This is a genomic window from Caenispirillum salinarum AK4, from assembly GCF_000315795.1.
Classification (GTDB): domain Bacteria; phylum Pseudomonadota; class Alphaproteobacteria; order Rhodospirillales; family Rhodospirillaceae; genus Caenispirillum; species Caenispirillum salinarum.
Map to the genome: position 1 here is coordinate 26083 of NZ_ANHY01000011.1, position 26109 is coordinate 52191.

The 26109-nt window shown below is 70.4% G+C and carries 20 protein-coding genes and 1 riboswitch; of the genes, 14 read left to right on the forward strand and 6 right to left on the reverse strand.

The genetic code is table 11. The features are described 5' to 3' along the window. Positions 1-6 precede the first annotated feature (6 nt). Positions 7-1896, reverse strand: coding sequence for a TonB-dependent receptor plug domain-containing protein (locus C882_RS11935; protein ID WP_009540864.1), 1890 nt, complete (start codon positions 1894-1896; stop codon positions 7-9). 233 nt (positions 1897-2129) lie between these two features. Continuing rightward, a riboswitch (cobalamin riboswitch) is annotated at positions 2130-2350 on the reverse strand. A 162-nt stretch (positions 2351-2512) separates the two neighbouring features. Between C882_RS11935 and C882_RS11940 the strand changes: the two genes are divergently transcribed. Continuing rightward, a complete protein-coding gene (locus tag C882_RS11940; protein ID WP_009540865.1) occupies positions 2513-2824 on the forward strand; it encodes a hexameric tyrosine-coordinated heme protein in 312 nt (103 codons plus the stop codon). Between the two features lie 201 nt (positions 2825-3025). On the opposite strand, the gene C882_RS23230 is transcribed toward C882_RS11940, so the two are convergent. Together C882_RS23230 and C882_RS11950 are read right to left on the reverse strand one after the other, a co-directional pair. Then, positions 3026-6106: a response regulator gene (locus tag C882_RS23230; protein WP_009540866.1), complete on the reverse strand. Its 3081-nt coding sequence runs from the start codon at positions 6104-6106 to the stop codon at positions 3026-3028. 1 nt (position 6107) lies between these two features. Then, positions 6108-7484: a diguanylate cyclase domain-containing protein gene (locus tag C882_RS11950; RefSeq protein ID WP_009540867.1), complete on the reverse strand. Its 1377-nt coding sequence runs from the start codon at positions 7482-7484 to the stop codon at positions 6108-6110. Between the two features lie 148 nt (positions 7485-7632). On the opposite strand from C882_RS11950, the gene C882_RS23235 reads away from it, so the two are divergent. From C882_RS23235 to C882_RS11995, 9 genes are all read left to right on the forward strand, one after another. After that, positions 7633-11370 (forward strand): hybrid sensor histidine kinase/response regulator, encoded by a 3738-nt coding sequence (locus C882_RS23235; RefSeq protein ID WP_152415312.1) that lies wholly within the window; start codon positions 7633-7635, stop codon positions 11368-11370. Positions 11371-11748: 378 nt separating this feature from the next. Continuing rightward, positions 11749-12852, forward strand: a complete 1104-nt coding sequence (locus C882_RS11960) for an efflux RND transporter periplasmic adaptor subunit (protein ID WP_009540869.1) — start codon at positions 11749-11751, stop codon at positions 12850-12852. Continuing rightward, a complete protein-coding gene (locus C882_RS11965; RefSeq protein WP_009540870.1) occupies positions 12849-14801 on the forward strand; it encodes a MacB family efflux pump subunit in 1953 nt (650 codons plus the stop codon). Before C882_RS11960 ends, C882_RS11965 begins: the two co-directional genes overlap by 4 nt. 14 nt (positions 14802-14815) lie before the next feature. Beyond that, complete coding sequence (locus C882_RS11970) at positions 14816-16237, forward strand: efflux transporter outer membrane subunit (RefSeq protein WP_009540871.1); 1422 nt, start codon at positions 14816-14818, stop codon at positions 16235-16237. A gap of 101 nt (positions 16238-16338) precedes the next feature. Next, positions 16339-17520, forward strand: coding sequence for a hypothetical protein (locus C882_RS11975; RefSeq protein ID WP_152415313.1), 1182 nt, complete (start codon positions 16339-16341; stop codon positions 17518-17520). Further along, positions 17517-17918 (forward strand): response regulator transcription factor, encoded by a 402-nt coding sequence (locus C882_RS11980; protein ID WP_009540873.1) that lies wholly within the window; start codon positions 17517-17519, stop codon positions 17916-17918. Before C882_RS11975 ends, C882_RS11980 begins: the two co-directional genes overlap by 4 nt. Continuing rightward, positions 17915-19174, forward strand: coding sequence for a YaiO family outer membrane beta-barrel protein (locus tag C882_RS11985; RefSeq protein WP_009540874.1), 1260 nt, complete (start codon positions 17915-17917; stop codon positions 19172-19174). Before C882_RS11980 ends, C882_RS11985 begins: the two co-directional genes overlap by 4 nt. 12 nt (positions 19175-19186) lie before the next feature. Further along, a complete protein-coding gene (locus C882_RS11990; RefSeq protein WP_009540875.1) occupies positions 19187-20251 on the forward strand; it encodes a HEAT repeat domain-containing protein in 1065 nt (354 codons plus the stop codon). Continuing rightward, a complete protein-coding gene (locus C882_RS11995; protein ID WP_009540876.1) occupies positions 20248-21717 on the forward strand; it encodes a glycosyltransferase family 2 protein in 1470 nt (489 codons plus the stop codon). Before C882_RS11990 ends, C882_RS11995 begins: the two co-directional genes overlap by 4 nt. Before the next feature lie 248 nt (positions 21718-21965). Here C882_RS11995 and C882_RS12000 read toward each other — a convergent pair whose 3' ends face one another. Genes C882_RS12000 through C882_RS12010 form a run of 3 tightly spaced genes read right to left on the reverse strand, consistent with a single transcriptional unit; the run spans position 21966 to position 24285 of the window. Next, on the reverse strand, positions 21966-23315 hold the full coding sequence (locus tag C882_RS12000) for an ATP-binding protein (RefSeq protein WP_043645244.1): 1350 nt from the start codon (positions 23313-23315) through the stop codon (positions 21966-21968). Further along, the gene (locus tag C882_RS12005; protein WP_009540878.1) at positions 23312-23971 is read right to left on the reverse strand and encodes a response regulator transcription factor; all 660 of its coding nucleotides are present in this window, start codon (positions 23969-23971) and stop codon (positions 23312-23314) included. The genes C882_RS12000 and C882_RS12005 overlap by 4 nt, the downstream gene beginning before the upstream one ends. After that, positions 23968-24285 (reverse strand): PepSY domain-containing protein, encoded by a 318-nt coding sequence (locus C882_RS12010; protein ID WP_043645306.1) that lies wholly within the window; start codon positions 24283-24285, stop codon positions 23968-23970. The genes C882_RS12005 and C882_RS12010 overlap by 4 nt, the downstream gene beginning before the upstream one ends. A gap of 120 nt (positions 24286-24405) precedes the next feature. Here C882_RS12010 and C882_RS12015 point away from each other — a divergent pair, with 120 nt between their 5' ends. From C882_RS12015 to C882_RS12030, 4 genes are read left to right on the forward strand one after another with little or no spacing between them, the layout of a single operon-like run. Next, positions 24406-24684, forward strand: coding sequence for a hypothetical protein (locus C882_RS12015; RefSeq protein ID WP_009540880.1), 279 nt, complete (start codon positions 24406-24408; stop codon positions 24682-24684). Then, positions 24677-25192, forward strand: a complete 516-nt coding sequence (locus tag C882_RS12020) for a cytochrome b/b6 domain-containing protein (protein ID WP_009540881.1) — start codon at positions 24677-24679, stop codon at positions 25190-25192. Before C882_RS12015 ends, C882_RS12020 begins: the two co-directional genes overlap by 8 nt. After that, a complete protein-coding gene (locus tag C882_RS12025) occupies positions 25192-25620 on the forward strand; it encodes a DUF1924 domain-containing protein (RefSeq protein WP_009540882.1) in 429 nt (142 codons plus the stop codon). Before C882_RS12020 ends, C882_RS12025 begins: the two co-directional genes overlap by 1 nt. 2 nt (positions 25621-25622) lie before the next feature. Further along, positions 25623-26096 carry a diheme cytochrome c gene (locus tag C882_RS12030; protein WP_043645247.1) on the forward strand — a complete coding sequence of 158 codons (474 nt, stop codon included), beginning with the start codon at positions 25623-25625 and terminating at the stop codon, positions 26094-26096. Positions 26097-26109: the final 13 nt, after the last annotated feature.

The following is a 26109-nucleotide window of genomic DNA, read 5'->3' on the forward strand; positions in this document are numbered from 1 at the left end:
AGCCTCCTAGAACGTGACGGTCAGGCCGGCATAGGCGGAGCGGTCGGGCGTGCCGTAGCCGACCTCTTCCTCATAGCTTTGGTCGAACAGGTTCTCGATGCGGCCATGCAGCGAAACCGTCTCCGTCAGCGCGTAGCGGAGTGCGATGTCGGCAGTCCAGAACTCGTCGCTTTCGGCGCCGCTGAAGCTGTTCTTTGTCTCGTCGCGATATCGCAGGGACAGTGTCGCCTGAGCCTCGGACAGGAAACGCCAGGTGATAGCGGCGGTCGCCTGATGCATAGGCACGTTCCGGAGCCGCAGGTCGGTCGTCGCGTCCACCGCGTTCTGCCAGGTGTAAGACACTGACGCATCGACGGTGGGACGCGGACGCGCCGTCATGCTCACCTCCAGACCCTGCACGCGGGTCTCGTCGATGTTGACGTAGCGCCCGCCGTTGCAGCCGGCCGAGACCGGCGGCGCGTACAGCCAGTCGATCTGATCCTCGGTCGCGCTCTGGAAGTACGTCGCGCTCGCCGTCATCACTCCTGACCACAGGTCCTGATCCACACCGACGTCCCAGCCCCTGCTGTTCTCGGGCTGAAGGTCGGCCCGGCCGTAACAGGGGTCGAACCGCTCATACAGGCTGGGCGTCTGCCAGGCGGTGCCGTAGCTGGCACGCAGCGTGGTCGCGGTCGGCTCCACGTGATAGGCGGCGGCAAGGCGCCACGTGGCCCCGGAGCCGAATTCCTCGTGCTCGTCGCCGCGCAACGTGGCCGACAGGTCCAGGCCCTCCATCGGTGTCACGCCAAGCGTGCCGAACAGGCCGGTGCGCCAGAACTCGCTCTCCATGCGGGGATTGGCGGGGGAGAAACCGGGCGTGAACTGCTCCATCCGCTCGCGCGTCGCGTCGGCGCCGGCCTGAACGGTGACGCGGTCGCTCGCGCGCCATGTCGCAAGGTAGTCTATGCGGGTCTTGTAGCCGTCATACGTATCGCCGGCCGTGCCCTGCCCCCAGAACTGGCGCGTGATCTTGGTGTCGGAGATGCCCGCCGTGTGGGTGAGCCGGTCGTTGAGGGTGTCCAGCGTCGCGGACAGGCGCAGGAAGCGCTCCGTCTCGTCGCGATTCCAGTCGTTGTCGGCGGTAGAGGCGTCGTAGAACACGTCCTCGCGCTGGTAGCGCCCGATAGCCTCCAGCCGCAGGTCCTCCGTCACCTCGAACCCCAGGGTCGCGGCGCCCGACCACTGGCGGTAGGGGTCGCCCTCCTCGCCGCCGCGATCCTCGTTGAAGTCGGAATACCCGTCCGACCGCGTGCCGGAGGCCGACAGCCGGAAGTCCACCGGTCCCTGCACGCCCGAGACGGCGGCGCGGGCGCGGGCGGTGTCATAGCTGCCGTACTCGGCGCTTGCCTCGCCGGAGAGTGCCGCGTCCGGGCGCTTCGTGATGATGCTGATGACGCCGCCGCCGGTGTCCGGCCCGAAGCGTCCGGGCTGCGGCCCGCGCAGCACCTCGATGCGCGCCACATCGGCCATGTTCAGCTCGCTGACCGGATACTGGGACTGCGACTGGCTGGTGTCGCTCATCTCGATGCCGTCGATGAAGACCCGGACGTTGCGCGGGCCCAGGCCGCGCAGGACGATGGCACGGTTGAGGCCAAGCCCGCGCTGGCCTGAGATCGTCACGCCGGGCGAGAGCGTCAGGGCGTCTTCCAGGCGGCGGATCTGGCGATCCTCGATCTCCGCCCAGGTGATCTCGGTGACGGCGCTGCCGGCGCGCATCTGGGGCACGCCCTCCACAGGCGGCGCGCTAACGACAACGTCCTCCATCACCTGATCGGCGGCGACGGCGGGTGCGGCGGCGGTGAGACCGGCAAGAGCGAAAAGGCTGGTACGAGACAGGGAAAGAACGCGGTGTGACATGACCATGCTTCCATGGCGGGCGCGGCCGCCCGAACGCGCGGCGGCCCCGGCCTGGCCGGGTTGACGACGGACGTCGGGCTCATGCCGGCAGACGCTCCGCGCGGGCGGAACGGTGGTCGGCATGGCGCATCATGTCGGAAACACGGGGAATCGCGTCCGGCACGCTGCGATGACGTCATGTGCGCGTCACCGCAACGGCTTGTCCGCACCCTCGACACACCCCGATCGAAGGTATAGTGACGCCGTCAACGGCAGGTCTCCTGGCTCACGGGTCGTTGGAGCGCACCGCCTTCCCGACGCTTGCGCGTCAGTGGCATGAGGCACGAACCTCGCCGTTCACAGTTGCGGGGACAGCCACGGCTTGAAGGCCCTCTCGGAGTTGGCCTCTTCCGTCGTTCCCTTTTAATCCCCCGATGTCTTCCACCGTCGGGGAACCGCTGACGCTTCATCGCTAGCGGGTTCCACTCGCGATGTCAAGCCGCCGCCACGGTCCGCCTTGACCACCATCAAGGGACCGCGGGACACACCGTGGCAGGAGGGAGCACGATGGCCGTGGCGTTCGCGGCCGTTGCCGGATGACCCGGAGCAGCTTGAAGAAGAATAGGAGGAGCCTGGCATGATCTCCATGCGGACCATCGTCGCGCCCACCCTCGTCGCCGCGTCCCTCGCCCTCGCCGCGCCGGCACTGGCACAGGACGATGCAGACTCGTGGCTGCCGACGCTGATGACCGAGACGCCGCAGGAGGGCTTCGACCTTGCCGTATCCATGGCGCGGAAGGCCGTGAAGACCACGCAGCCCGATGTCGACGCCCTGCACAAGCTGCGCCCCGCTTACGCGCACGATCCCGGCAGCCTGATCGATGTGTCGGGCGTCGTCGCGGAGTACTTCGCCACTATTGCCGAGGCCAATGACTATTGGCGCGAGTAAGCCACGCGCGCCCGCCCGTCCGAGGGTGGTCCGTCCAGGGCCGCCCTGGGACGCGGGGAACCGACGCGCCACGCCGCGACGTGATGGTTATGGCGCATGCGATTGATTTGCTGGAGGACGACGCGGCCGAAGACGTAGCGGCGCCGTTCATGACGGTCGACCCGAAGCGGGACGACCCGTAACGCCCGACGATCTTCCAGATCAATCCGCCTCGCCGCCGCCTCGCGCATCATCCAGGTGCCCGCCGGGGCTGCCGTGCCCAACCGCTGCGGGAGCACGCCGCGCGTGCCTCAGGATGACGGCGACCATCTGGTCGACGTCCAGCGGTTTCGCCACGTGATCCTTCATGCCGGCCTGAAGGCAGCGCTCCCGGTCGGCAGGCAGGGCGTTGGCCGACATGGCGATCACCGGCGGCGTGCCGGCCTCGTCGCGCGCACACAGGCGGCGGGTTGCCTCCAGGCCGTCCATGTTCGGCATCATCATGTCCATTAGGACCACGGCGAACGGTGTGCCCTTGGCCTCGGCCTCCTCCACCGCCGCCACCGCCAAAGCGCCGTCCTCCGCCAACGCGACCTCGGCGCCTTCCTGCTCAAGGATGCCCATGGCGACCTCCTGGTTCAGCGGCGTGTCCTCGGCGACGAGGATGCGCAGCCCGGCCAGACGCTTCGTGTCCGCGCCCGTGCGGTCCCGGGGCGCAGTCTCCGCCAGTTCGACGGCGTCGATCAAGGCGGCCGTGGTCACCGGCTTGCCGATGACGGCGTCGAACAGCACATGATCCTCGGCATTCAGCCGCACGTCGCTGCTGAAGGCCGTCACGGCGACGATGGTGGCGTCGCGGCAGGCGGCCTTCCGCAACGCCCGTGCCGTCGCCAGCCCGTCCATGGGCGCCATGCGAAGGTCCATCAGCACCAGATCGAAGGGCTGCTGCGCCGCCTCCGCCGCGTCCAGCGCCTGCCGACCGGAGGTGGCCGCCGTGGCGCGCCACCCGGCGCGGCGGCACATCTCGGTCAGGATTTCCACGGCCAGCGGATTGTCGTCGACGACCAGCACGTGGCGCGCCTCCGCGCTGTGCACGCGCCGCCGCGAGGGGCGGTGGTCGCGACCGAAGGTCACGGTGAAGGTGAAGGTCGAGCCCTCGCCCTGCGTGCTGGAAACGTCGATGGCACCCCCCATGAGGGTGACGAGCCGGCCGCTGATGGCAAGGCCCAGCCCCGTGCCGCCGTAGCGGCGCGTCGTCGTCGCGTCGCCCTGCCGGAACGCCTTGAACAGGTTGTCGACCTGCGCGGGCGTCATGCCGATGCCGGTGTCGCGAACCTCGAACGTCAGCCGGGCCGTGTCCCGCGTGATCTCGTCGGCCCGCACCGACAGCACCACCTCGCCTTCCTCGGTGAACTTGATGGCGTTGCCGACAAGGTTGATGAGCACCTGTTGCAGCCGCAGGTCGTCGCCGATCAGCGCCTCGGGCACGCCGTCGCCGATGCGGAACAGGACCTCCAGCTTGCGCTGCTCGGCCGCCGTGCCGACCATGGAGCCCAGGCCGTTGAGCAGGCGGTCCAGGTTGAACGGCGCCGGGTTGATGTCGAGCTTGCCGGCCTCGACCTTCGAGAAGTCCAGGATGTCGTTGAGGATGCCCAGAAGGGACTCGGCCGACAGTTTGATCTTGGCGATCTGATCGCGCTGCCGGACCTCCAGCCGCCCCTGTTCCAGCAGGTGCGCCAGCCCCAGGATGGCGGTCATGGGGGTGCGGATCTCGTGGCTCATGTTCGCGAGGAATTCGCTCTTGGCCCGGTTCGCGGCCTCCGCATCGGTCTTCGCGGCGCGCAGGGCCTCCTCGGCCTTGCGCAATTCGGTGATCTCCATGACCACGGTGCCGGCGGCGGTCACGTCGCCCGTCTCGTCGGTGACGGGGAACCAGCCGGTCAGCCAGTGGCGGCGCCGGCCGGGATCGGCAGGCAGCTCGCTGCTTATTTCCTCGGCCGCCAAAGCCGTCCGTTCCGCGAAGACACGATCGACGAGGGCGTTCACGACGGACCCGTCGACGCCCAGGGCCTCGCCGATCGTCCGGCCCAGATGGCCGTCGATGCTCACGCCGTTTATCTCGGCCAGGCGCTGGTTCACGCGAAGGTAGCGGTGGTCGCGGTCGAAAAAGGCGAAGCCCACCGGGGCGTGTTGCAGCAGGGCCTCCAGCTCCGCGTCCCGCGCCTTCAGGCGACAGGCCACCGTGTGGAAGGCATCCGCCACCTCCTGGACCTCGCGCGGGGCGCCGGCAGTGTCGAAACGCAGCGGATCGGCGGCATGGCCGACGGACTCCGCATAAGCCGTCAGCGACCGCGTCCAGCGCAGAACGGAAACGTGCAGCAGCAGCCAAGCGACGCCAAGGGTGACGAGCCCGCCCAGGGCCACCCACGCCAGCCCGCGCATCGTTCCGGCGAACACCGCGTCGTGAATCGGCGCCATGGGCAGCGAAACGGCGAAGACGGCGCCGCTGCTGCCGGGCAACGGGCGGAAGTGCCACATGCGGTCTATTCTATCGGCGCTGACCGCCTGCAGCATCCCGTGCCGGCGGTCCAGCATGTCCTGGACGTGCGGAAGATCGCCGGTATCCATGCCCACCCATTTTTCCGGGTTGGGCTGGCGGGCGACGATCATTCCCTCGGCATCGAGAACGGCAAGAACCGCGCCCTCCGTCTCGCCCACGCTCCCCTCGTCCATCGTCAGAAGGTCGTTGTACCAGCCGAGATCGATGCTGACGCCCACCAGCCGCCGAACCTCGCCGTTCTCGACCACCGGCTGGACGGCCACCAGAATGTGCGAGCCGGTCACCTTGCCCAGCAGGTAGCCGCTCAGCACGAAGTCCTTGGTGCGCATCGCCTCACGGTAATAGGCCCGGTCGGACAGGCTGGGCGGATTTTCCGTGGCGAGCGAGTCACAGAAAACCTGACCATCGGCGTCCGCCACCCAGGCGCCGCTGGCCCACGGGCTCTGGCCGACCAGGTCCGCCAGAAAGGCATGGCAGGCGGCGGGGTCCTCCCGCGATGCCTCGCTTAGGACGGGGACCTGGGAGGCCACGGAAACCACGGACCGGGCCTGGCTGATGACCTGAGTCTGGCGCCACACGCCCTGGTCCACCACCCGGTCCAGCATGGCATGGACGCGGCCTTCCGCCTCCTCCAGCCGATCGGCGAGGTCCACCAGGGCCGCCGCGAAGGGGATCGTGAGGGCGACGAGCAGGACGAGCAGGAACCGCACGCTGATGCGGTTGAGGAAGGCCGGGACGGACATGCTAGCCCTCCGCCGCCGGAGCGTCGGCCGTGACGCGGGGCCGGCAGTCGGCCCGGACCCGGTTCCGCCCGGCGCGCTTCGCCTGGTACAGGCAGTAGTCGGCGTCACCCAGAACGGCTTGCGGATCGCCGCTCAGGTCCGGCACCAGGGACGCGGTGCCGAGGCTGATGGTCACGTGATCGGTGGCCTTGGATGCCTCGTGGGGCAGGTTCAGCGCCTCGACGGCTTCGCGCATCCGCTCGGCGACCTCGGCGCCGCCGTCGGCGGCCGTGTTCGGCAGCAGGCAGACAAATTCCTCGCCGCCGTAGCGCGCCACGAGATCGCCCGAGCGGTTCACGACCGACGCCAGCGCCTGCGCCACCTTCTGCAGGCACGCGTCGCCCTGCTGATGGCCGTAGGTGTCGTTGTAGCCCTTGAAGAAGTCGATGTCGGACATGATGACCGTCAGCGGCGTCCGGTCGCGGGCGGCACGGCGCCATTCGCGCTCGAACACCTCGTCGAAGCGGCGGCGATTGCCCACGCCGGTGAGGCCGTCGACCAGCGCCACGTCGCGCAGCATGTCCCGCTGGCGCTTGAGGTCCAGGTGGTTGCGCACGCGCGCCTTGACGATGGGGGCGCTGACCGGCTTGGTCAGGTAGTCGATGGCGCCGACGTCCAGCCCGTGCGCCTCGTCGTCCACCTCGTCCCTGGCGGTGACGAAGATGACCGGCACGTCCTTGAGCAGCGGGTCCGCCTTCAGCCTCATGCAGACGTCGAAGCCGTCCATGTCCGGCATCATCACGTCCAGCAGGATCAGGTCGGGCGTATGGGCGCGGGCCAGCTTCAGCGCATCCGCGCCCGAAGTTCCGACGATCACGTGGTACTCGTGCTGCAGGATCGAGGCCAGAGCCTTCACGTTAGACGGCACGTCGTCGACGGCAAGGATGGTCGCCCGCCCGTCCTCGGCACGCGCTGTGGCGGGAAGCACCGGCTCGCCGGCGTCCTTGCGGCCGTGCAGGTGCTCGTAGATCATCATGTCGTCGCTGCCGATGTGGCGCACCAGCCACTGCGCCAGGTAATCGGTGATCTCGCGCGCCTCGCCGGCCTTCAGGCGCTCCGACAGACGGTTGCGGAAGGCGGCCGCGTCGATGAGAAGGCGGCGGTGACGCTCGGCGTGGTCGGCCAGCCCCGGCATCCCGATGTTGCGCATGACACGCTCTTCATGCTCGAAGTGCGCCCGAACGGCCGCCAACAGTTCGTCGAACTCCGCCACGACCTCCTGGGGCGGCAGTGCCTCCATGCGCTGCGTGAACCGGAACATGCCTCGGGCGAGCGCCTCGTGCTGACGGTCGATCGATGCCACGTCGACGGACTGCTTTTCCACCCATTCAAGGAGCATCACGGATTCCCCACTGCGGCCCCGACCCGGGCGACGGGCGAGGCAGAACTTTTGGTTACGATCGTACGTCCTTATAGGAGGCGCATATTGGAATTTCGTTAAAACCTACATTATCGTATAGTCGCTTTCTACGCCTTTTGGATGAGCGATGAGAGAGGCCCAAGGAGTCGCCGCGACGGTGGCCCGCGCCGCACTGACGGTCGGCGGCGTCGCCGCGATCGGGGGCGCCGGCCTGCTGGCGGTCGAGCCGGACGCGCTTCGGTGGCTGCCGACAAGCGTGCCGACGCTGCCCGGCGCCTCGGACCTCGCGGCCTTCGTCCTCCTCGGCCTGGCGATGATCGCCCTCGCACTGGGCGGCCGGCGCATGGCCGTGTCTCTGTCGATCGCCGGGGTCCTGGCTGCGGCCGGCGGCGCGCTGGGGACGGATGATGTCCAGGCCCTCGGCCTGTTCCTCTTCGGGGTCAACGCCCTGGCGCTGGTTCTGCTGGGGCTGCCCGCCACGCACCTCTGGGCGCCGCTCTCGGCCCTTTTCACATCGATCCTTTCGACGACGGTCGCGGGCAAGCTGTTCCTGCGCGATGTGGTGACCGAAGGCGATGCCGACATCCTGCTGATGACCGTCAGCGGCGCCAGCCAGGGCGGCCACCTGATCCTGGCGGCCGGTGCACTGACGGCGGCCGTCGCGGCCTGCGCCGCCGGTCTCCGGACGCACCTGCAGCGCCGGGTGATCGCGTCGATCACGCTGTTCGCGCTGGTCGGCGCGGGCGGGTGGACCGTGCTGATGTGGGTGGACCATGACCGCGCCGTGAACGAAATCCAGAACCAGGCGCGCAACGTCGCCCGCCTGCTGGACGAGCACGCACAGAGGTCGCTGGACCCGGTGCGGATCGTCCTGCAAAGGGTGAAGGAAACCGTTGATACCAAGGGGCTGGAGGCCGTCGCCGGTTCGCGCGAGCAGTGGGAGACGTTCCGCGCCCTGCGGACGGATCTGCCGCAACTCGCCAACATCGGCATCATCGACGCCGAGGGGACCATGCGGCTGCTGACGACGCGCTTTCCCCTGGAACCCATCAGCTTCACCGACCGGGAATACTTCAAGGCCCACGCCAACGGCGCGCGCGAGCATTACGGCCACCTCATCATCGCCCGAACGACGAGCGCGCCGGTCTCAACCTATTCCCTCCGGCTGGAGGACGACGAGGGGCGCTTCGCTGGCCTCGTCCTGGCGTCGCTGGAAGGCAACTACTTCCGGTCGTTCTACGAGTCCCTCGACCTTGGGCCTGAGGCCGCCCTCAGCCTGTTCCGGACCGACGGACGCCCGATCATCCGCAAGCCCCTGCCGCCCGACTTCCACACGGTGGACCTGAGCGACAACCCGCTGTTTGCCGAGTACCTGGATCAGGCACCCGCCGGCATCTTCGTCGGACGCTCGCCCATGGACGGGGCGGTGAAAATGGTCGCCTACCGCCGCCTGGAGAACGCGCCCCTGGTGGTGACGGCGGCCATCGACACCAGCGCGACCGTCGGCGCCTTCGAGGCGCGGATGCTGGCCGGCGCCCTGATCCTGCTGGGCGCGCTTCTCGGCCTCGCCCTCGTCGCCCACCTCCAGATCGCGGCTCAGCGCCGCGAGGCCGAGGCGCGGCGGGAGGCGGTGGAGAACCGGGATTTCACGAATTCCGTCCTCAACTCCATCGGCTCCCACGTCGCCATCCTCGACGGCACCGGCAAGCTTGTCTCCACCAACACGGCGTGGCAGCGCTTCGGCCAGTCCAACGACCTGGATCCGTCGCGCGGCAACGTCGGGTCCAACTACTTCGACGCCTGCCAAACCGGCGCATGGCGGAACGACGAGCAATGCACGACGGCACAGGCGGCCCTGGACGGCATCCAGTCGGTGCGCGACGGCCGCCTGCCCGAGTTCACCATGGATTACCCGTGCCACTCCCCGACCGAGCGCCGCTGGTTCAACATGCGCGTCACGCGGCTGGTCGGAACGTCCGACCACGTCGTGGTCAGCCACGAGAACGTGACGCGGCTCAAGCAGGCGGAGGTGGAACTGGCCGAGGCCAAGCAGGCGGCCGAGGCGGCCAGCCAGGCCAAGTCGGAATTCCTCGCCAACATGAGCCACGAAATCCGCACGCCGCTCAACGCCGTCATCGGCCTCAGCCACCTGCTGGCGCAGACCGACCAGACACAGTCGCAGCGGGATTTCACGCGCAAGATCCAGGTTTCGGGCAACGCGCTGCTCGCCATCGTCAACGACGTCCTCGACCTCGCCAAGATCGAGGCCGGGCGGCTGGAGCTTACGCCGGTGCCGTTCCGCCTGGACGGCATCATCGACGACCTCCGGCTGGTGCTGTCGGCGGAGGCCCGGCAGAAGGGCCTCGACCTGCAATTCGACGTCGCGCCGGAGGTTCCGCTGGACCTGGTGGGCGACCGGACGCGCCTGCAGCAGGTGCTTTACAACCTGGTCGGCAACGGCATCAAGTTCACCCATGAAGGCCACGTCCACGTGCGCGTGGACCTGGAGTTCTACCGCGCCCGGCAGGTCACCCTCGCGGTTACGGTGGAAGACAGCGGCATCGGGATCGCGCCCGAGCACATGAGTCGCCTGTTCCAGGCGTTCAGCCAAGCCGACACATCCGTCTCGCGCCGGTTCGGCGGCACGGGCCTGGGGCTCGTCATCTCCAGCCGCTTCGTCCAGGCCATGGGCGGGACCATCACCGCCGAGAGCCGCCCCGGCGCCGGCAGCACCTTCAGGTTCACCGTCCAGCTTGAGGAACACGAGGGCGAGATCGCCGACGGGCGCCCGGCCATGAGCAGCGGGTGCTCCCTGCTTGGCATGAGGGTCCTGGTCGTGGAGGACAATCCCGTCAACATGGAGGTGGCGCGGGAGGTTCTCTCGCAGTGCTGCGCCGCGCCCGTGGCGGCGGACAGCGGCGAGGCCGCGCTCGACATGCTGACGTCCGGGCATTTGCCCATCGACGCCATCCTGATGGATGTCCAGATGCCCGGCATGGACGGCCTGGAAACCACGCGCGCCATTCGGGCGCTTCCGAAGGTTTCCGACATCCCGATCATCGCCATGACCGCCCATGCCATGGCCTCGGACCGGGAGCGCTGCCTCGCGGCAGGCATGAACGACTACCTGTCGAAACCCCTCGACCCAAACGCCCTGCTCGACACCTTGCTGCGCTGGAGCGGGCGCGGCCGCGAGGGGCCGCCCCCTTCCCCCGAACCGCCGCCGCAAGCGGCCCCGACCCCGGAGACGGGCCCGGTCTTGCCGGTTTTGGACACCGAGCGCACCTTGCGCCGGCTGGGCGGCCGGCCGGAGGTCTACCGGCGCCTGCTCAAGAACCTCATGCCCACGGTCGACGACTGCCTGCGTCAGGCCGAGGCCGCATGGCGGGACTGCGCCATGAAGGACCTGGAGCGGGCCGCCCACACGCTGAAGGGGGCCGCGTCCAACCTGGGTGCCGCCGCGATGGCCGAGGCCGCCAAACGGCTTCAGTACGCGGCGGCGGCCGGAAATGCCTCGGCCAGCGCCGACCATCTGGACACAGTCCGCATGGCGCGCGACCCGCTCGCGCGGGCCGTCGCCGAAGAGAGCGGCCAGGAGGCCCCGCTGCCCGCTGCCGGGGCCTCCACCACGGACGCGGAAGACGGCGACCTTCTCGCCCGGATGGACAGGCTGGCGGCCCTGGTGGCGGAGCACGCCTTCGATGCCGTGGACGCCGTCGACCCCATGCGCGCAGGCCTTGAACATCAGTTCGGCAGGAAGCGCACGGACGCGCTGGCGGAGTTGATCGAGGCGCTTCGATTTGACGAGGCCGCCCAGGCCCTGAACGAGATGCGGCAAAGCCTGAAGGACAAACAGGACGCCTGAGTGGGTGCCAGGTTCAGGTGCCGCCCGGAAGCTCTGGGGGATGGTCGACCGAACCGGAGCCCCGACGAAGACCTTGAGGAGGCCGCTTCAGCTCTGGACGCCATCGGGGCCGCACATGCCCCAACCGCGTCGGAGATCGCTCAATTCCTGGCAGAGGCGAAACAGACACCCGGCCCAGACGGTGCGCCGCCTGCGTTCCGCCGCGCATGACGTAACACCACGCGCTGCCCGGTTCCGCAAAGGCGTTGCCAACGGGGCTGATCCCGTTCTCGCGTCTGGCGGATCAGGCTGACGCGCCATATATCGCGTGCGTTTCCCGACGCCGCCGGCCCGCCGGCGGCCGCCGCGCCGGCGCGCGGCCGGTACGCGAGGATATTCATGAGGAAGAAGACGACCATCCTGGGCGGCCTCGCCGCGCTCGGCATTCTCTCGGGCGCCGGCTGGTGGTACCACGGCGTCGAGGCGCGCACCGACGCTCCGCCTCAAACCGTGGCGGTGGAAGTGGGCGACCTGGAAACCACCGTCACCGCGCTCGGCAAGGTGGAGCCGCTGGAGGCGGTGGACGTCGGGTCGCAGATATCGGGGCAGGTGGAGGCGATCCATGTCGCGCCCGGCGACCGGGTGCGCGAGGGCGACCTGCTGGTGGAGATCGACCCCACCGTCTATGAGGCGCAGGTCGCGGCCAACGCGGCCACTTTGCGCGGGTTGGAAGCGCGGCTGGTGGAGCAGAAGGCCATGCTCGACCTGGCCGACCGCACCCATACCCGCAACGAAAAACTCCTCGCCGCCCGCGCCGTCAGCCGCGAGGAACTGGACCGCAGCGCCGCCGAGGCCGAAGCCGCCAGGGCGCGGCTGGCCGTACTGGAGGCCGACATCGAAAAGGCGCGCTCCAGCCTGCAGGCAGACGAGGCGAACCTGGGCTACACCCGTATCTCCGCCCCCATGGACGGCACCGTCATGGCGCTGGAGGTGCGCGAGGGGCAGACAATCAGCGCCCGCCAGGCCACGCCCGTCATCCTGAAGCTGGCGGACCTGGACACCATGACCGTGAAGGCGCAGGTCTCCGAGGCCGACGTGGGCAAGCTGCGCGTCGGCATGGAGGCCTGGTTCACCACGCTCGGCGCGCCCGAGCGGCGGTGGGAGGGCAGCCTGCGCCAGATCCTCCCGACCCCCAAGGTAATCAACGACGTGGTTCTCTACCACGCGCTGTTCGATGTGGAGAACACCGACCGCAGCCTGCTGCCGCAGATGACGGCGCAGGTGTTCTTCGTGCTCGACCGGGTGGAGGACGCGCCGCTGGTGCCCGTCTCGGCCCTGCGCCCGACGGAGGAGCCGGGGCGCTTCACCGTGCGCGTGATGAACGGCGAGAGTGCTCAAACCCGCACCGTCACCGTTGCCCTTCAGGACCGCGTGCAGGCCGCCGTGACCGAGGGCCTGGAGCCCGGCGAACGCGTCGTCGCCGGCGGGAGCATGGGCTCATGAGCACCGGTGCGGACACGGCCGCGCCGCTGATCGAGCTTTCGGACATCACCAAGACCTACCGCAGCGGCGATGTGGAAACGCCGGTGCTGCACGGTGTGTCGCTCAGCATCCGAGCCGGGGAGTTCGTCGCCATCCTGGGCGCCTCGGGCTCGGGCAAGTCGACGCTGATGAACATCCTGGGCTGCCTGGACCGGCCGAGCGGCGGACGCTACCGCGTGGCCGGCACCGATGTGGCGACGCTCGACCGCGACGCGCTGGCTGCCCTGCGCCGCGACGTCTTCGGCTTCGTGTTCCAGCAGTACAACCTGCTGCCCAACGCCACCGCCGCCGAGAACGTGGAGATTCCCGCCATCTATGCCGGGCGCCCGGCGCGGGAGCGGTCCGAACGGGCGCGCGCGCTGCTGGCGCGTCTGGGCCTGGGCGACCGGGCCGACCACCGCCCCGGACAGCTTTCGGGCGGTCAGCAGCAGCGCGTGTCCATCGCCCGCGCGCTGATGAACGGCGGTCAGGTGATCCTCGCCGACGAGCCCACGGGCGCGCTCGACAGCCGCAGCGGGCGCGAAGTGATGGACCTGCTGAAGGACCTGAACGCCCAGGGCCATACGGTCATCCTCATCACCCACGACGCCGACGTCGCCGCCCAGGCCGACCGGCGCATCCGCATCGCCGACGGCCGCATCGTCTCCGACGACGGCAGGACGGCGGCGCCGGCGATTGAGACGCACCTCGAAGGCGCGGCCGCCCGCACGGCCGGGCTGTTCTCCGACGTGGCAGAAACCGCGCGCATGGCGCTGCGGTCCATGCGCGGCAACGCCTTCCGCACCATCCTGACGCTGCTGGGCATCGTCATCGGCGTGGGCTCGGTCATCACCATGCTCGCCATCGGCGACGGGGCAAAGCAGGACATCGTCTCCCGCATCGAGGCCATGGGCACCGACCTGCTGCTGGTGCGCCCGGGCGGCCCCGGCCAGCGCGGGCGCGGTGACGTCACGTCGCTGACAACTGCCGACGTGGCGGCGCTGAAGGGCGTGCCGGGGGTCGCCGGCGTGGTGCCGGAGATCGACGGCAGCGGCACGCTCCGCATTGGCAACCGCGACCACGGGACGTCCATCACCGCCACCAGCGCCGACTTCCCCGACGCCCGCAACTGGCCGGTGGCGCAAGGGGTGTTCTTCACCGAAACCGACGTGCGCGAATATGCGCCGGTGGTGCTTCTGGGCAGGACGGTGGCGGCGGAACTGTTCCCCAATGGCGAGACCCCGCTCGGACAGTACGTATTGATACGGAACGTGCCGTTCCAGGTCATCGGTGTGATGGCGGAGAAGGGCGCGACCTCCTGGGGACGCGACCGGGATGACGTCGCCTTCGTGCCGCTGACCACCGGCGGCCTTCGCCTGTTCGGCAAGCATCACCTGGACTCGATCACGGTCCAGGTGGCCGACACCGCCGCCATGGACACCGTGCAGACCCGCGTGGAGGACCTTTTGCGCGCCCGCCACGGGGCCGAGGACTTCCGCGTGCGCAACATGGCGTCCCTGCTGGAAACGGTGAGCGAGACGCAGGACACCTTCACCGTCCTGCTGGGCTCCATCGCCGCCATCTCTCTGCTGGTGGGTGGCATCGGCGTGATGAACATCATGCTGGTCAGCGTGACCGAGCGAACGCGCGAGATCGGCATCCGCATGGCGACGGGCGCACGCAGCGGCAACATCCAGCTTCAGTTCCTGACCGAGGCGCTGGTGGTCTGCTGCATCGGCGGCGCGCTGGGCGTCGCCGGCGGCATCGGCGCGGCCGAGGTGGTGGAGCGCCTGGGGACGCCGGTCCTCGTGTCGCTGCCCCCGATCGTGCTGGCCTTCACCTGCGCCGCCGTCACCGGCCTGACCTTCGGCTACCTGCCCGCCCGCAAGGCCTCGCGCCTCGACCCCGTCGTCGCCCTGAGTTCCGACTGACCCACGGTTCCGCCATGAAGATGCATCGCCGCCTCGCCACCGCCGCCGCCCTCAGTCTGGCCCTGGGCGCCTGCGCCACGGCCATGCCCGCCCCGGAAACGACGGCACCCGCCGTTCCCCGGACCTGGACCAACGGCGCCCTGGCGGGCGCGGCCGAGCCGGCCGCCGCGCGCGCCGTGCCCGACCGCTGGTGGGAGACCTACGGCGCCGTCGGCCTGGCAGACCTGATCGCGCGGGCGGAGCGCAACAACGCCGACCTCGCCGCCAGCCGCCAGCGCATCGCGCAGGCCCGCGCCCAGGCCCGTGCGGCAGGGGCCGGGCTGCTGCCGACGCTGAACACCTCGGGCGGCGCCTCCCGCAGCGCGCCCGGAGAGGGCCGGGGCTCCAACAGCTTCCGCGGAGCCTTCGACGCATCCTATGAGGTGGATTTTTGGGGCGGAAACCGGGCGCGCGCCGAGGCCGCCGAGGCCAGCGCGGCAGGCGTCCGGTACGACCAGGACGCGGCCGTCCTCAGCCTGCGGGCGGAAGTGGCGCGAACCTACTTCCAGCTTCTCAACCTGAACGACCGCCTCGCCAACGCCCGGCGCATCCTGACCATCGCCGAGGACGTGCTCGGGCTGGTGGAGACCCAGGAAAGCCTCGGCGCCGCCTCGGGGCTTGAGGTCTCGCGCCAGCGTGGTGCGGTGGCGTCGCTGCGCGCCAACATCCCGTCCCTGGAACAGAGCCGGGCAGAAACGTTGAACGCGCTCGCCCTGCTGCTGGGCACCACCCCCGGGGCGGTCATCCTGCGGGCGGACACGCTGGACGACGTGCACCTGCCGGCAGTGACGCCGGGCCTGCCGTCGGACCTGCTGCTGCGCCGACCCGACCTGCGGGCGGCGGAAGCCTCCATGACCGCCGCCGATGCCGACCTGCGCGCCGCCCGGGCGGCCATGCTGCCGTCAATCCGGCTGACCGGCGGCGGCGGGTTCACCAGCGCCGAACTGTCGTCGCTGTTCTCTCCGGCGGGCTTCCTGGCGAACCTGGCGAGCGGCGTCGCGGCGCCACTGTTCGACGGCGGGCGCCTCGCCGCCCAGCGCGATGCCGCCACCGCCGCCGGGGCCGCGGCTGCGGAAGCCTATCGCGGCGCCGTGCTTTCCGCCTTCCGCGACGTGGAGGACGCCCTGGCGGCGACGTCCCATCTGGCCGACGTCGAAACGGCGCGCCGCGAGGCGTTCGAGGAGGCGGAGCAGTCCTACCGCATTGCCGAGGCCCGCTATCGGGCGGGCCGGACGGACTTCCTGGACCTGCTCGACGCCCAGCGCACGCTGTTCCAGCAGGAAGACCAACTGGAGCAGGTCCGCCTGGCGCGCCTGAACGCCTCGGTGGCGCTCTACAAGGCGCTCGGCGGCGGATGGTGCGAGGGCGGCAACTGCGGCGGCCACCGGGTCGCTTGATGGTGGGGCGCCTGCATGGGGCGGCGCGCCCGTCCGCAACTCCACCCGAAGCGCCCGCCCGCCGGGTGCTTGTCGTTGTTCATCTGGCACTGGCCGCTTTGATGACGTTTGCACAACACGCCGCCGCCGGTGCCGATACCGCCGGTTGGCGGCACCCTCTGCCTGCCGCCCTGGAACCGGTTTCCGAGCTTGACGGCGTGGTCCTGGTCGGCCGCACCGTCGATGGCCGATTCCAGGTTTCCGAGATCGAGCCTCTGCACGACCGCCGGACCGGCGCGGCGCCGTCGCCCGAGGCCGAGGCCCAGGAGCCATCCCCCGGGGAGACTCCGCCTTTCGCGGACCGCCGCCGATCCGCCTGGACATGGGCGCCCGAGGCCTGGCAAGGCGACGCAGGAGTGTCGTTGCTGGAACGCGCCGCGCGGATTGGGGTGGAGACCCTTTTCGTCACGGTGCCCCTTGACGCCGCCGGCGACGCGGTGGCCGCGCCGGACGCACTGGCTGCGTTCCTCGGCGAGGCGACGCGGGCCGGCATCGCGGTCTGGGCCGTATCCGGCGATCCCGCAGCCGTTCTTCCAAAGGAAGAGGACGCATGGCGCGCCCGCGCCGCCGCCTACGCGGCCTACCAGGCGGCCGCCGCTCCCGGCTCGCGGCTCGCAGGGCTGCAGTACGACATCGAGCCCTATCTGCTGCCGGCTTATGCCCGGGACCCGGCGCGCTGGAACACCCGCCTCCTTGACCTGTTCGCGGCCCTGAAGGCCGAAGCCCCGTCCCTGCCCCTGGACGCCGTCGTGCCCTTCTGGCTGCTCGACGGGCCGACGGAGCCGGGAACGGCGGACCTGCCGACGCGCCTGGCCGGGCTGGCCGACGTGGTGACGGTGATGGCCTACCGTACCGATGCCGATCTGGTGGCCGACCTGATGCGTCCCTGGCTGGCCTGGGGCGGCAGGACGGGCACGCCGGTGCGCGCGGCCCTGGAGGCGGGGCCCCTTCCCGACGAGGAGGCCCGCGTCTACCGTCCGGCACCGGACGGGCCGTTGCGGATCACGCCTTACGAGGGCGGTGCGGTCCTCGAAATGCTTTCGGACCCGGCGCCGGCGACGGCTGGGCGGGCCTTCGCACTGAGCCATGTTGTGCCGCGCCCCGCCGAACGGTTGACCTTTCACGGCCGTATGGATGATATGATCATCATAATGGACGTCCTGATGGAACGCCTCGCGCCCTGGCCTGCCTTTGCCGGACTGGCGTTGCACGGCGTCGCCGCCCTGGAGGGTCACCCGCAATGACCGCCGCATCCGCCACCCGAATCCTGGTCGCCGAGGACGACGATCTTCTGGCGGAGCTGATCGTCTTCAAGCTCTCGCGCGAAGGGTTCGCCGTGGACCAGGTCGCCGACGGCGAAGACGCCCTGGCAATGATCCGGGAACGGCGGCCCGACGCAGTGCTGCTCGACGGCATGCTGCCCGGCATGGACGGCTTCGACGTTCTGCGCAGCCTGAAGGAAGACCCGGAGACGCGCGGCATCCCCGTCATGATGCTCACGGGCCGGCGGCTGGAAAAGGACGTGGTCAGCGGGCTGCAACTCGGCGCCGACGAATACCTGGTCAAGCCCTTCATGCTGGAGGAACTGATGACCCGCCTGCGCCGCCTGCTGCCGCCGAGCGCCCGCGAGGCCCTCGCATGACGGTCCGGGCGCCGGCGGTCCTGCTGCTCGCGGCCCTTGCGGTGCGGCCCTCCGTCGGCCTGGCACAGGACGCGCCGCCCGTGGAGACGCTTCTCGAACAGGCGGAAGATGCCCGCGCGGCCGGTGATTTCGCGGCCGCCGAGACCGCCCTGCGCGCCGCCGCCGACCGCCGCCCCGGCAATGCCGCGATCCTGCGCCGCCTGGGCATGGCGCTGGCGTTCCAGGAGCGGTTCGACGCCGCCGAGGCCGTCTTGCGCCGGGCGCGCGCCATTGCTCCCGACGACGGCGACGTCGCGCTGGCCCTGGCGCGCGTGCTGGCCTGGACGGAGCGCCATGCAGCCGCCGCCAGCCTGGTGGAGGAGGAACTGGCACGGCGCCCGGACAGCGTGGAGGCCCTGACCCTGCGCGGCCGGATCGAATACTACCGCGGCCGGCCGGCGGCGGCCCTCGGCTGGTACGACCGCGCCCTGACCCGGTCGCCGGACGATGCCGGGCTTCAACGCGCGCGCGCCGATGCGGTGGCGGCGATCGGGACGCAGGAGACCGCCCGCCCTTGGCGCGTCGACTTCGCGACGACCTTCGGCGCCTTCGACGACCCGGCGCGGGAGGACTGGCGGCAGTGGGTTCTCGCGGCGGGCCGGCCGATCGGCGAGCATTCCAGCGTCTTCGCCCGCGCCACCGTGGCGCACCGCTACGGGCTGACCGACACGCAGATCACCGTCGGGGGCGGCCATCGGCTGTCGGAGCGCTGGACCCTCACTGCCGAGGCCGGTGTGACGCCCGAGGCCGACTTCCTGCCCCGCGCCGAGGTTGCCGGCGGGGTTTCCGTCGTCGCGCGGCCCTCGGACGGCGCCGTCGGCGACACCGTGCTCGGGCTGGACGGGCGGTTCCGGTCCTACGCCGACACCGACGTCGTCACGCTTGCGCCGGTCCTGACCCAGTACCTGTCCGGCGACCGCCTGTGGGTCACCGGGCATTGGATCAACACCTGGGACGGCGGCGACCGCCGCGCCGGCTGGCGCGCCCGGTTGGACTGGCGCCCGCTGGAGGACCTGCACCTGCACGCCGGCTACGCCGACGCCGCGGAGACCGAGCGCGGCCGGACGGCCGACACCACGACCGTCTTCGGCGGCTTCTCGGTGACCGTGACGCCGGCCGTGGCCTTCACCCTGGGGCTTGCGCGCGAGGAACGGGACGGAGCGCGCAGCGACACGCGCCGCACCGACCTGACCGGCGGCCTGACCGTACGTTTCTGACGGGCCGGGCGCATGCTGCAGGCCATCTGGTGGACCGCGCTCGCCCTTGCCGGCGCCTCCCTTCTCATCATGCTCATGCTGATCCTGCGCCGGCTGATCGTGCAGCGGGGACAACGGCGGCGGCTCCAGCGGGCGGAGGCCCTGAAGGCACGCCTGTTCGACTGGATCGAACGGACGGACGACGGCGCCGCGCCGACCGCGGCCGAAGCCTTTCCGGTCGACGATCGGGATGCGCGGATTCTCATGGACCAGGGCCACCGGCTGCTCAACACGCTGCGCGGCGCCGCGGCGGAGCGCATCGTGACCCTGCTGCATGCGGTCGGCGCGGTCGAGTCGGAATGCCTGCGCCTGTCCGCCGGAAAGGCCGCCGAACGGCGCACGGCCGCCACGGCCCTGCGCTGGTTTGCCGCCGATGATGCCGCCGTCCACGCCGCCCTGTGCTGCGCCATGACCGAAGACCCCGACGGCGCCGTCCGCCTGGCCGCCGCTCAGGCCCTGACGGATGCCGGTCGCGCCCCCGACGTCGATGCCGCCGTCAGTGCCATGTGGACACGCCAGGACGTTCCCGGCCGGGGGCTGCAGGACCTGTTCCGCGACCTGGCGGCCCAGGCGCCCGATCAGGCGCGCGCCGCGCTTGCGGCGGCCGCAGAGGCGCGGCTGCGCGTGGTGCTGATCGATGCCCTGGGCCACGCCCGCGCCATCGGCGCCGTCCCCGACCTGACGGCGGCCGCCGTTCACGCGGCCGAGTTGAACGAACGGGCCGCCGCGCTGCGGGCGCTTGCCGCTATCGGCCACCCGCGCGCCCATGATGCCGTCGCGGCCGGCCTGTCCGATCCCGCCTGGGAGGTCCGGGCGCAGGCGGCTCTGGGCGTGATGCGCATCGGGCTGTCCGACCTGGCGCCGCGCCTGCCGCCGCTGCTGGACGATCCGCAGTGGTGGGTGCGATTCCGGGCCGCCCAGGCGCTGGCCGCCGGCGGGCCGGAGGGGCGCGCGGCGCTGGAGACGGCGGCGGCCTCGGACGGCGCCGGGCGTACTGCGCGCGTCGCTCAACTCGTCCTGGCGGAGGCGGCGCGATGATCCCCGACGACCTGACGGGCTGGCTGGCGCCGGCCGGCGCCCTATTCGACCCGTTGATCCGGGCCGCCGTCATCATCGGCTACCTGATCTTCGCCAGCGGCCTGATCCAGACGCTGCTGCACGCGGTGCAACTGGCCGTCGCCTACCGGGCGCTGCGCCGGCGGGCGGTGGTGCGTGACCCGCTGGCCGCCTGGTGGACGTTCGCCGAGCAGACCATTCCCATCTCGTTGCTCGTGCCGGCCTACAACGAGCAGACGACCATCGTCGACAGCGTGCGGTCCATGCTGGCGCTGCACTACCCCAACTTCGAGGTGATCGTCGTCAACGACGGCTCGAAGGACACCACGCTGGCGACACTGATCGAGGCCTTCGACCTGCGCCCCGTCGAGCGGGCCCACGAAGAGGCCGTGCCCCATGCCGCCATCCGCGGCCTCTACGCCAATCCCCGCCATCCGCGCCTGCTGGTGGTGGACAAGGAGAACGGGGGCAAGGCCGATGCCCTGAACGCCGGCATCAACCTCAGCCGCACGCCGCTGTTCTGCGCCGTCGACGCCGACAGCCTGCTGGAGACCGACGCGCTGTTGCGCGCGGTGCAGCCCTTCATGCGCGACCCGGACAAGGTGGTGGCCGTCGGCGGCACCATCCGGGTCGCCAACGGGAGCCGGGTGCGCGCCGGGCGCATCCTGAAGGTGGGCCTGCCGCGCCATCCTCTGGCGCTGTTCCAGGTGGTGGAGTATCTGCGGGCGTTCCTCATGGCGCGGCTGGCCTGGAGCGAATGGGGCGCGATGATGCTCATATCCGGCGCCTTCGGCATCTTCCGGCGTACCGTGGCGGTGGACGTCGGCGGCTACAGCCACGGCACGGTGGGCGAAGACATGGAGATCATCGTCAAGATCCACCGCCACCTGCGCGACACCGGCAGCGCCTACGAGATCCGCTTCGTGCCCGAGCCCGTGTGCTGGACCGAGGTGCCGGAAAGCCTGTCGGTCCTCTCGCGGCAGCGGCGGCGCTGGCAGCGTGGCAGCCTGGAGTCCTTCTTCAAGCACCGCGGCATGATCGGCCGCCGTCGCTACGGCATCGCCGGCAGCCTGGGGACGGTGAACATTCTGGTGACCGACGTGCTGGGCCCGCCGCTGGAGGCGCTGGGCTACGTGCTGATCCCCGTCCTCTGGGCGGCGGGACTGCTGAGCCTGGATTTCTTCCTGGCCTACCTGGCGCTGGTCTTCGCGCTCGGGGTGTTCATCTCCGTCGGCGCGCTGATCCTGGAGGAAATCGAGCTGCGGCGCTATCCCGACGCCGGCGATCTGGCGCGGCTGACACTGGCCGCCGTGGTGGAGAATTTCGGCTACCGCCAGATCAACAACGTCTGGCGCATGATGGGCTGGTGGGACTTCCTGCGCCGCAAACAGGGATGGGGCGACATGCGGCGCAAGGGCTTCGGCGGGTCGGAAGGACGAAAAGGATGAAAGTCATCACGGCTCCCGGGAGAGCGCGCTCCGCCCGGTGAGGCCTGACGTCCCTTTGGACAGCCCGCCAGGGCGGCAGAGGGCGGCCGGATCGTCGAGCAGGGACCGGCGAAACCATTCTTGCATGACCCGCAGGAACAGAGGACGCAGCGGCTCCCGGCCCGGTTCGGGGCAGGGTAGCCATCCCACGCCGGCTCTGATGATCCAGTGCCGCGGCGGGAACGGCCGCTGGGACCCCCGCCGGTGTCTCAGCACGCCGGCAACCTCAACACCGCGTGGCCGCCAGTGCCGGAGGGCCCCTCGTCAAGCGCCACGGAGCCGCTGTAAAGCTCCGCCAGGTCGCGCGCAATCGAGAGGCCGAGGCCCGTGCCGGGCACGGCCTCGTCAAGCCGGATGCCGCGCTGGAACGCCGCTTCGCGCAATCTGGGCGGGAGGCCGGGGCCGTCATCGTCGATGGTGATTACGAGGACACCATTCTCAGCGCGCGCCGCGACCCGTATGCGATTGCGGCCCCACTTACCCGCGTTGTCGATAAGGGCGCCCGCCATCTCCTGAAGGTCCTGTGCATCTCCCTTGAAGGCGAGGCCCGCCGGCACATCCATCTCGACCGCCTTGCCGTACAGGCGGCCGATGGTGCGGCAGAGCGGTTCCAGCGTTTCCGCCACCGGCGCCCGGGCACCCGGCAGGTCGCGCGACGCGGCGGCGCGGGCACGGGCAAGGTTGGCCTCCACCTGCCGCCGCATGGCTTCCACCTGCTCCATCAGAACCGCCGCCGGTTCGTCCTGTCCCGCTCCGGCCAGATGCTGCGCCTCGGCGCTGATGACCGCGAGCGGTGTCTTCAGGCCGTGCGCCAGGTCTCCCGCCTGGCGGCGGGCGCGGTGCGTCGAATTGCGGGCGTGGTCGAGCAGGATGTTGAGATCGTCAACCAGCGGCACCACCTCGGCCGGAAAGGCCCCCGCCAGCCGCTCCGCCTTACCGCGGCGTACCGTCAGAACGCGCTCCCGCAAGCGCTGCATGGGCCGGAGCACCACCACGCCCTGGGCCACCGCCGCAAGCATCAGCGCAACGGCGAGCACGGCAAAAGCCCCCAACAGGTCGCGCGTGAAGCGGCCGACCGCCGCCTCGACCTCCGCCATGTCCTGGGCCACCGCCACCCGCAGCGGGGCGTCCCGCCCCGGCAGGCGAACCAGGCGCTCGGCGCTGAGCAATGCGGCCTCACGGGGGCCGCGTATGGCATGCACGTGTACCTGACCGTCGCGAACGGTATCGGCGGGCAGCGGCAGCGCGGCATCCCACAGCGAACGGGACCGCGCCACCGGCGAGCCCACCGGCCCGACCTGCCAATAAAGCCCCGACAGCGGCTGTCGGAAGCGCGGATCACTGAGCGGCGGGAACACGGTTACGGTGCCGTCCGGCTCAACCGTGAGCGCGGCGATCAACTGGTCCATGTCGGTCACCAGCCGGTCCCTCGCCTGGGCTTCGACGTGGTCGCGGAACAGGTCCACCAGAACCCAGCCGCTGGCTGCGAGGGCCACACCGATCCAGCAGACCGCACCGGCCAGCATGCGCAACCGCAACGACGGCGTGGGACGCGTCATGCCTCCGGCACCCGATAACCGAGGCCCCGCACCGTGCATATCAACCCGGCGCCCAGCTTGCGCCGAAGGCGGCCGACGAAGACCTCGATGGTGTTGCTGTCGCGGTCAAAATCCTGGGCGTATACGTGTTCCGTCAGTTCGGCGCGGCTGACCACCTTGCCCTTGTGCAGCATGAGGTAGGCGAGCACCCGGTATTCATGGGCCGTCAGCGACACCGGCTCGCCGCCGCGGGTAACGGTGGCGGCGCGGGTATCGAGTGTCACGTCCCCGACCCGCACCTCCGGCTCAGCCTGGCCGGCGGCGCGGCGGATCAGGGCGCGCAGGCGGGCCAGCAGTTCCTCGGTGTTGAAGGGCTTGGTGAGATAGTCGTCCGCCCCCGCATCAAGCCCCGCCACCTTTTCGCTCCAGCCGTCGCGGGCGGTCAGCACAAGAACGGGCATGGTGCGTCCGGCCGCGCGCCATTGCCGCAGCACGGTCACCCCGTCGAGCCGGGGCAGGCCCAGATCGAGCACGACCACGTCGTATTCCTCGGTCTCCCCCAGCAGGTGGCCGCGTTCGCCGTCATGGGCGGTGTCCACCGCATAACCGGCCGCCTGAAGGGCCCGTTCCAGTTGGAGCGTGAGGCGCGGTTCGTCTTCCACGACCAGCACCCTCATTCGTCATGGCCCTCCGTTTTCAGCAATTTACCACTGCGGGCGTCGAAATAATGCTCGATGACGCGTCCCAGCGGCGTGAGCACCTTCAACTCATAGACCAGCCGGCCGTGCTCGCGCTCCAGTTCCACCTCGATCAGCCGGCCCGCGGACTCGATGCCGCTGCGCTCCAGCAGCGCGGCGAGCGGCAGGGTGTCACCGGCCTCCAGCGCGCGGCGGGCACGCTCGTGGTCCTCGTGGTCGTCCTCGTCCGCCAGCACCGGCAGGACCGGTAGCAGCAGCAAGGCGGCCAAGAGGAAGAGGTGTCGTCGTCGCATGATCTCCACCATAGCCCAGGCGGATGAACGCCGGCTGAACGGCCGTGCGCCCTTCAGGTGCGGTTCAGGAAAGCCCTGCTACACCAATGGGCATGACGACAGTTGAGCAGGAGGCATCCCATGATCGTCAAGACAATCATTCAGGGACTGGCCGCCGCGGCGGTGATCGCCGCCGCCGGCCTGGCCTGGGCCGAGGTGGCGGCGCCGCCCGCACCGCCCGCCGATTCCGCAACCGACACTGGCTATCCGACGGCGCCGGAACGCCCGGACGACCGGCAGACGGACCGCATGGCAGGCGGCGGCGACACAGGATACCTGCCGGCGCTCCTTGGCCGTCCGGTCCATGATGACGACGACCTGGAAGAGCGCCACGAGCGCGGGGAGGACGACGATGACTGATGCGCCCCGCCGTCGCCGCCGCTTCGCCATGCCGGCCATGAAGGCGTGGCATGCCGTGGTCGCCGGCGGCTTCCTGGTCGCCTACCTGACCGGCGACAGCGACGACGTCTACATCATGCATCAGGTCGCCGGTTACACGGTTCTGGGCGCCCTCGTGCTGCGTCTGGCGGTCGCCCCCTTCGCCCACAAGCCACCGTGGCGGATGCCGCGCGCGTCGCTGGCGGCGGGGCGCGAGTGGCTGACGACCCGGTGCGGCCGCAACCCGCTGTTCGCCTGGCTCGCCGTCGCCCTGTTCGCTACCGTCGGCGCCGCGGCCGCCAGCGGCATGGCGGCGCACTGGCTGTTGTGGGTGGAAGACCTGCACGAGGCGCTGTCGACGGCCTCTCTCTGGGTCGTGCTCGGCCATGTCGCCTTCATCCTGCTGATGTTCGGCGGCAGGCGGCGGGTGGCGGCCCTGTGGCGCCGCTTTGTCGATGGCCATTCCACCCGCCTGAAGGAGAGTTCGTAATGCCCCGGTTCGCGATGCTCGCCGCCGCGCTTCTGGCGGTGATGACGGGCGGCCCCGCGTCGGCCGGCGACGCCGCCGACCGAGCCGCCATTCTGTCCGGCTATGCCGAGCAGGCCGCCGCCGATGATCCCGGCTTCAGCGGCTTCACGGCGGCGCGCGGCGAGGACCTGTTCCGCACCCGCTGGGCTGGCGGCGATGCCCGCACGCCGGCCTGCACCGCCTGCCATACCGAGGACCCGCGCGCCCAGGGCCGCAACGCCAAGACCGGGCGGCCGATCGAGCCGGCCGCCGTTTCGGTCGAGCCGGATCGCTTCACCGACATCGACGAGGTAGAAAAGCAGTTCCGCCGCGACTGTGATTCCGTGCTCGGCCGGGCCTGCACGGCGCGAGAAAAAGGCGACTACATCACCTTCATGCAGGAGCAGTGACCATGCGCGCAGTCCTTCTCGCCCTCCCGCTGGCCGTCGCCCTGGGAAGCGGCCCCTTGCTGGCCGATGACGACGAATGGATGCCGCCGGTGACCCATACGCTGACCCGGGAAGAGTGCGGCGACTGTCACATGGCCTTCCAGCCGGGTTTTCTGCCGGCGCGGTCGTGGAACCGGATGATGGGCACACTCTCCGATCACTTCGGTGACGATGCTTCCATCGGGATTGAAAAGGCGAACGCCATCCGCGCCTACCTGACCGCCAACGCCGGCGATGTCGACCGGCGCGGCGCGGCGCGGGGCTACATGCGGTGGATCACTCCAGACGGGGTCCCCCAGCGCATCACCGAAAACCCGGCATTCGTGCGCGAGCATGACTTCCGGCCGAGCGTCTGGCAGCGTCACGACGTGGTGACGAAGTCCAACTGCCTCTCCTGTCACAAGGGCGCGGACCGCGGATACTACGAGGATGACTGAGCAGCGGCGACGG

Coding starts and splice junctions, on each gene's coding strand:
- C882_RS11935 (WP_009540864.1), bottom strand. CDS start 1,896: ATGTCACACCGCGTTCTTTCCCTGTCTCGTACCAGCCTTTTCGCTCTT.
- C882_RS11940 (WP_009540865.1), top strand. CDS start 2,513: ATGATCTCCATGCGGACCATCGTCGCGCCCACCCTCGTCGCCGCGTCC.
- C882_RS23230 (WP_009540866.1), bottom strand. CDS start 6,106: ATGTCCGTCCCGGCCTTCCTCAACCGCATCAGCGTGCGGTTCCTGCTC.
- C882_RS11950 (WP_009540867.1), bottom strand. CDS start 7,484: ATGCTCCTTGAATGGGTGGAAAAGCAGTCCGTCGACGTGGCATCGATC.
- C882_RS23235 (WP_152415312.1), top strand. CDS start 7,633: ATGAGAGAGGCCCAAGGAGTCGCCGCGACGGTGGCCCGCGCCGCACTG.
- C882_RS11960 (WP_009540869.1), top strand. CDS start 11,749: ATGAGGAAGAAGACGACCATCCTGGGCGGCCTCGCCGCGCTCGGCATT.
- C882_RS11965 (WP_009540870.1), top strand. CDS start 12,849: ATGAGCACCGGTGCGGACACGGCCGCGCCGCTGATCGAGCTTTCGGAC.
- C882_RS11970 (WP_009540871.1), top strand. CDS start 14,816: ATGAAGATGCATCGCCGCCTCGCCACCGCCGCCGCCCTCAGTCTGGCC.
- C882_RS11975 (WP_152415313.1), top strand. CDS start 16,339: ATGACGTTTGCACAACACGCCGCCGCCGGTGCCGATACCGCCGGTTGG.
- C882_RS11980 (WP_009540873.1), top strand. CDS start 17,517: ATGACCGCCGCATCCGCCACCCGAATCCTGGTCGCCGAGGACGACGAT.
- C882_RS11985 (WP_009540874.1), top strand. CDS start 17,915: ATGACGGTCCGGGCGCCGGCGGTCCTGCTGCTCGCGGCCCTTGCGGTG.
- C882_RS11990 (WP_009540875.1), top strand. CDS start 19,187: ATGCTGCAGGCCATCTGGTGGACCGCGCTCGCCCTTGCCGGCGCCTCC.
- C882_RS11995 (WP_009540876.1), top strand. CDS start 20,248: ATGATCCCCGACGACCTGACGGGCTGGCTGGCGCCGGCCGGCGCCCTA.
- C882_RS12000 (WP_043645244.1), bottom strand. CDS start 23,315: ATGACGCGTCCCACGCCGTCGTTGCGGTTGCGCATGCTGGCCGGTGCG.
- C882_RS12005 (WP_009540878.1), bottom strand. CDS start 23,971: ATGAGGGTGCTGGTCGTGGAAGACGAACCGCGCCTCACGCTCCAACTG.
- C882_RS12010 (WP_043645306.1), bottom strand. CDS start 24,285: ATGCGACGACGACACCTCTTCCTCTTGGCCGCCTTGCTGCTGCTACCG.
- C882_RS12015 (WP_009540880.1), top strand. CDS start 24,406: ATGATCGTCAAGACAATCATTCAGGGACTGGCCGCCGCGGCGGTGATC.
- C882_RS12020 (WP_009540881.1), top strand. CDS start 24,677: ATGACTGATGCGCCCCGCCGTCGCCGCCGCTTCGCCATGCCGGCCATG.
- C882_RS12025 (WP_009540882.1), top strand. CDS start 25,192: ATGCCCCGGTTCGCGATGCTCGCCGCCGCGCTTCTGGCGGTGATGACG.
- C882_RS12030 (WP_043645247.1), top strand. CDS start 25,623: ATGCGCGCAGTCCTTCTCGCCCTCCCGCTGGCCGTCGCCCTGGGAAGC.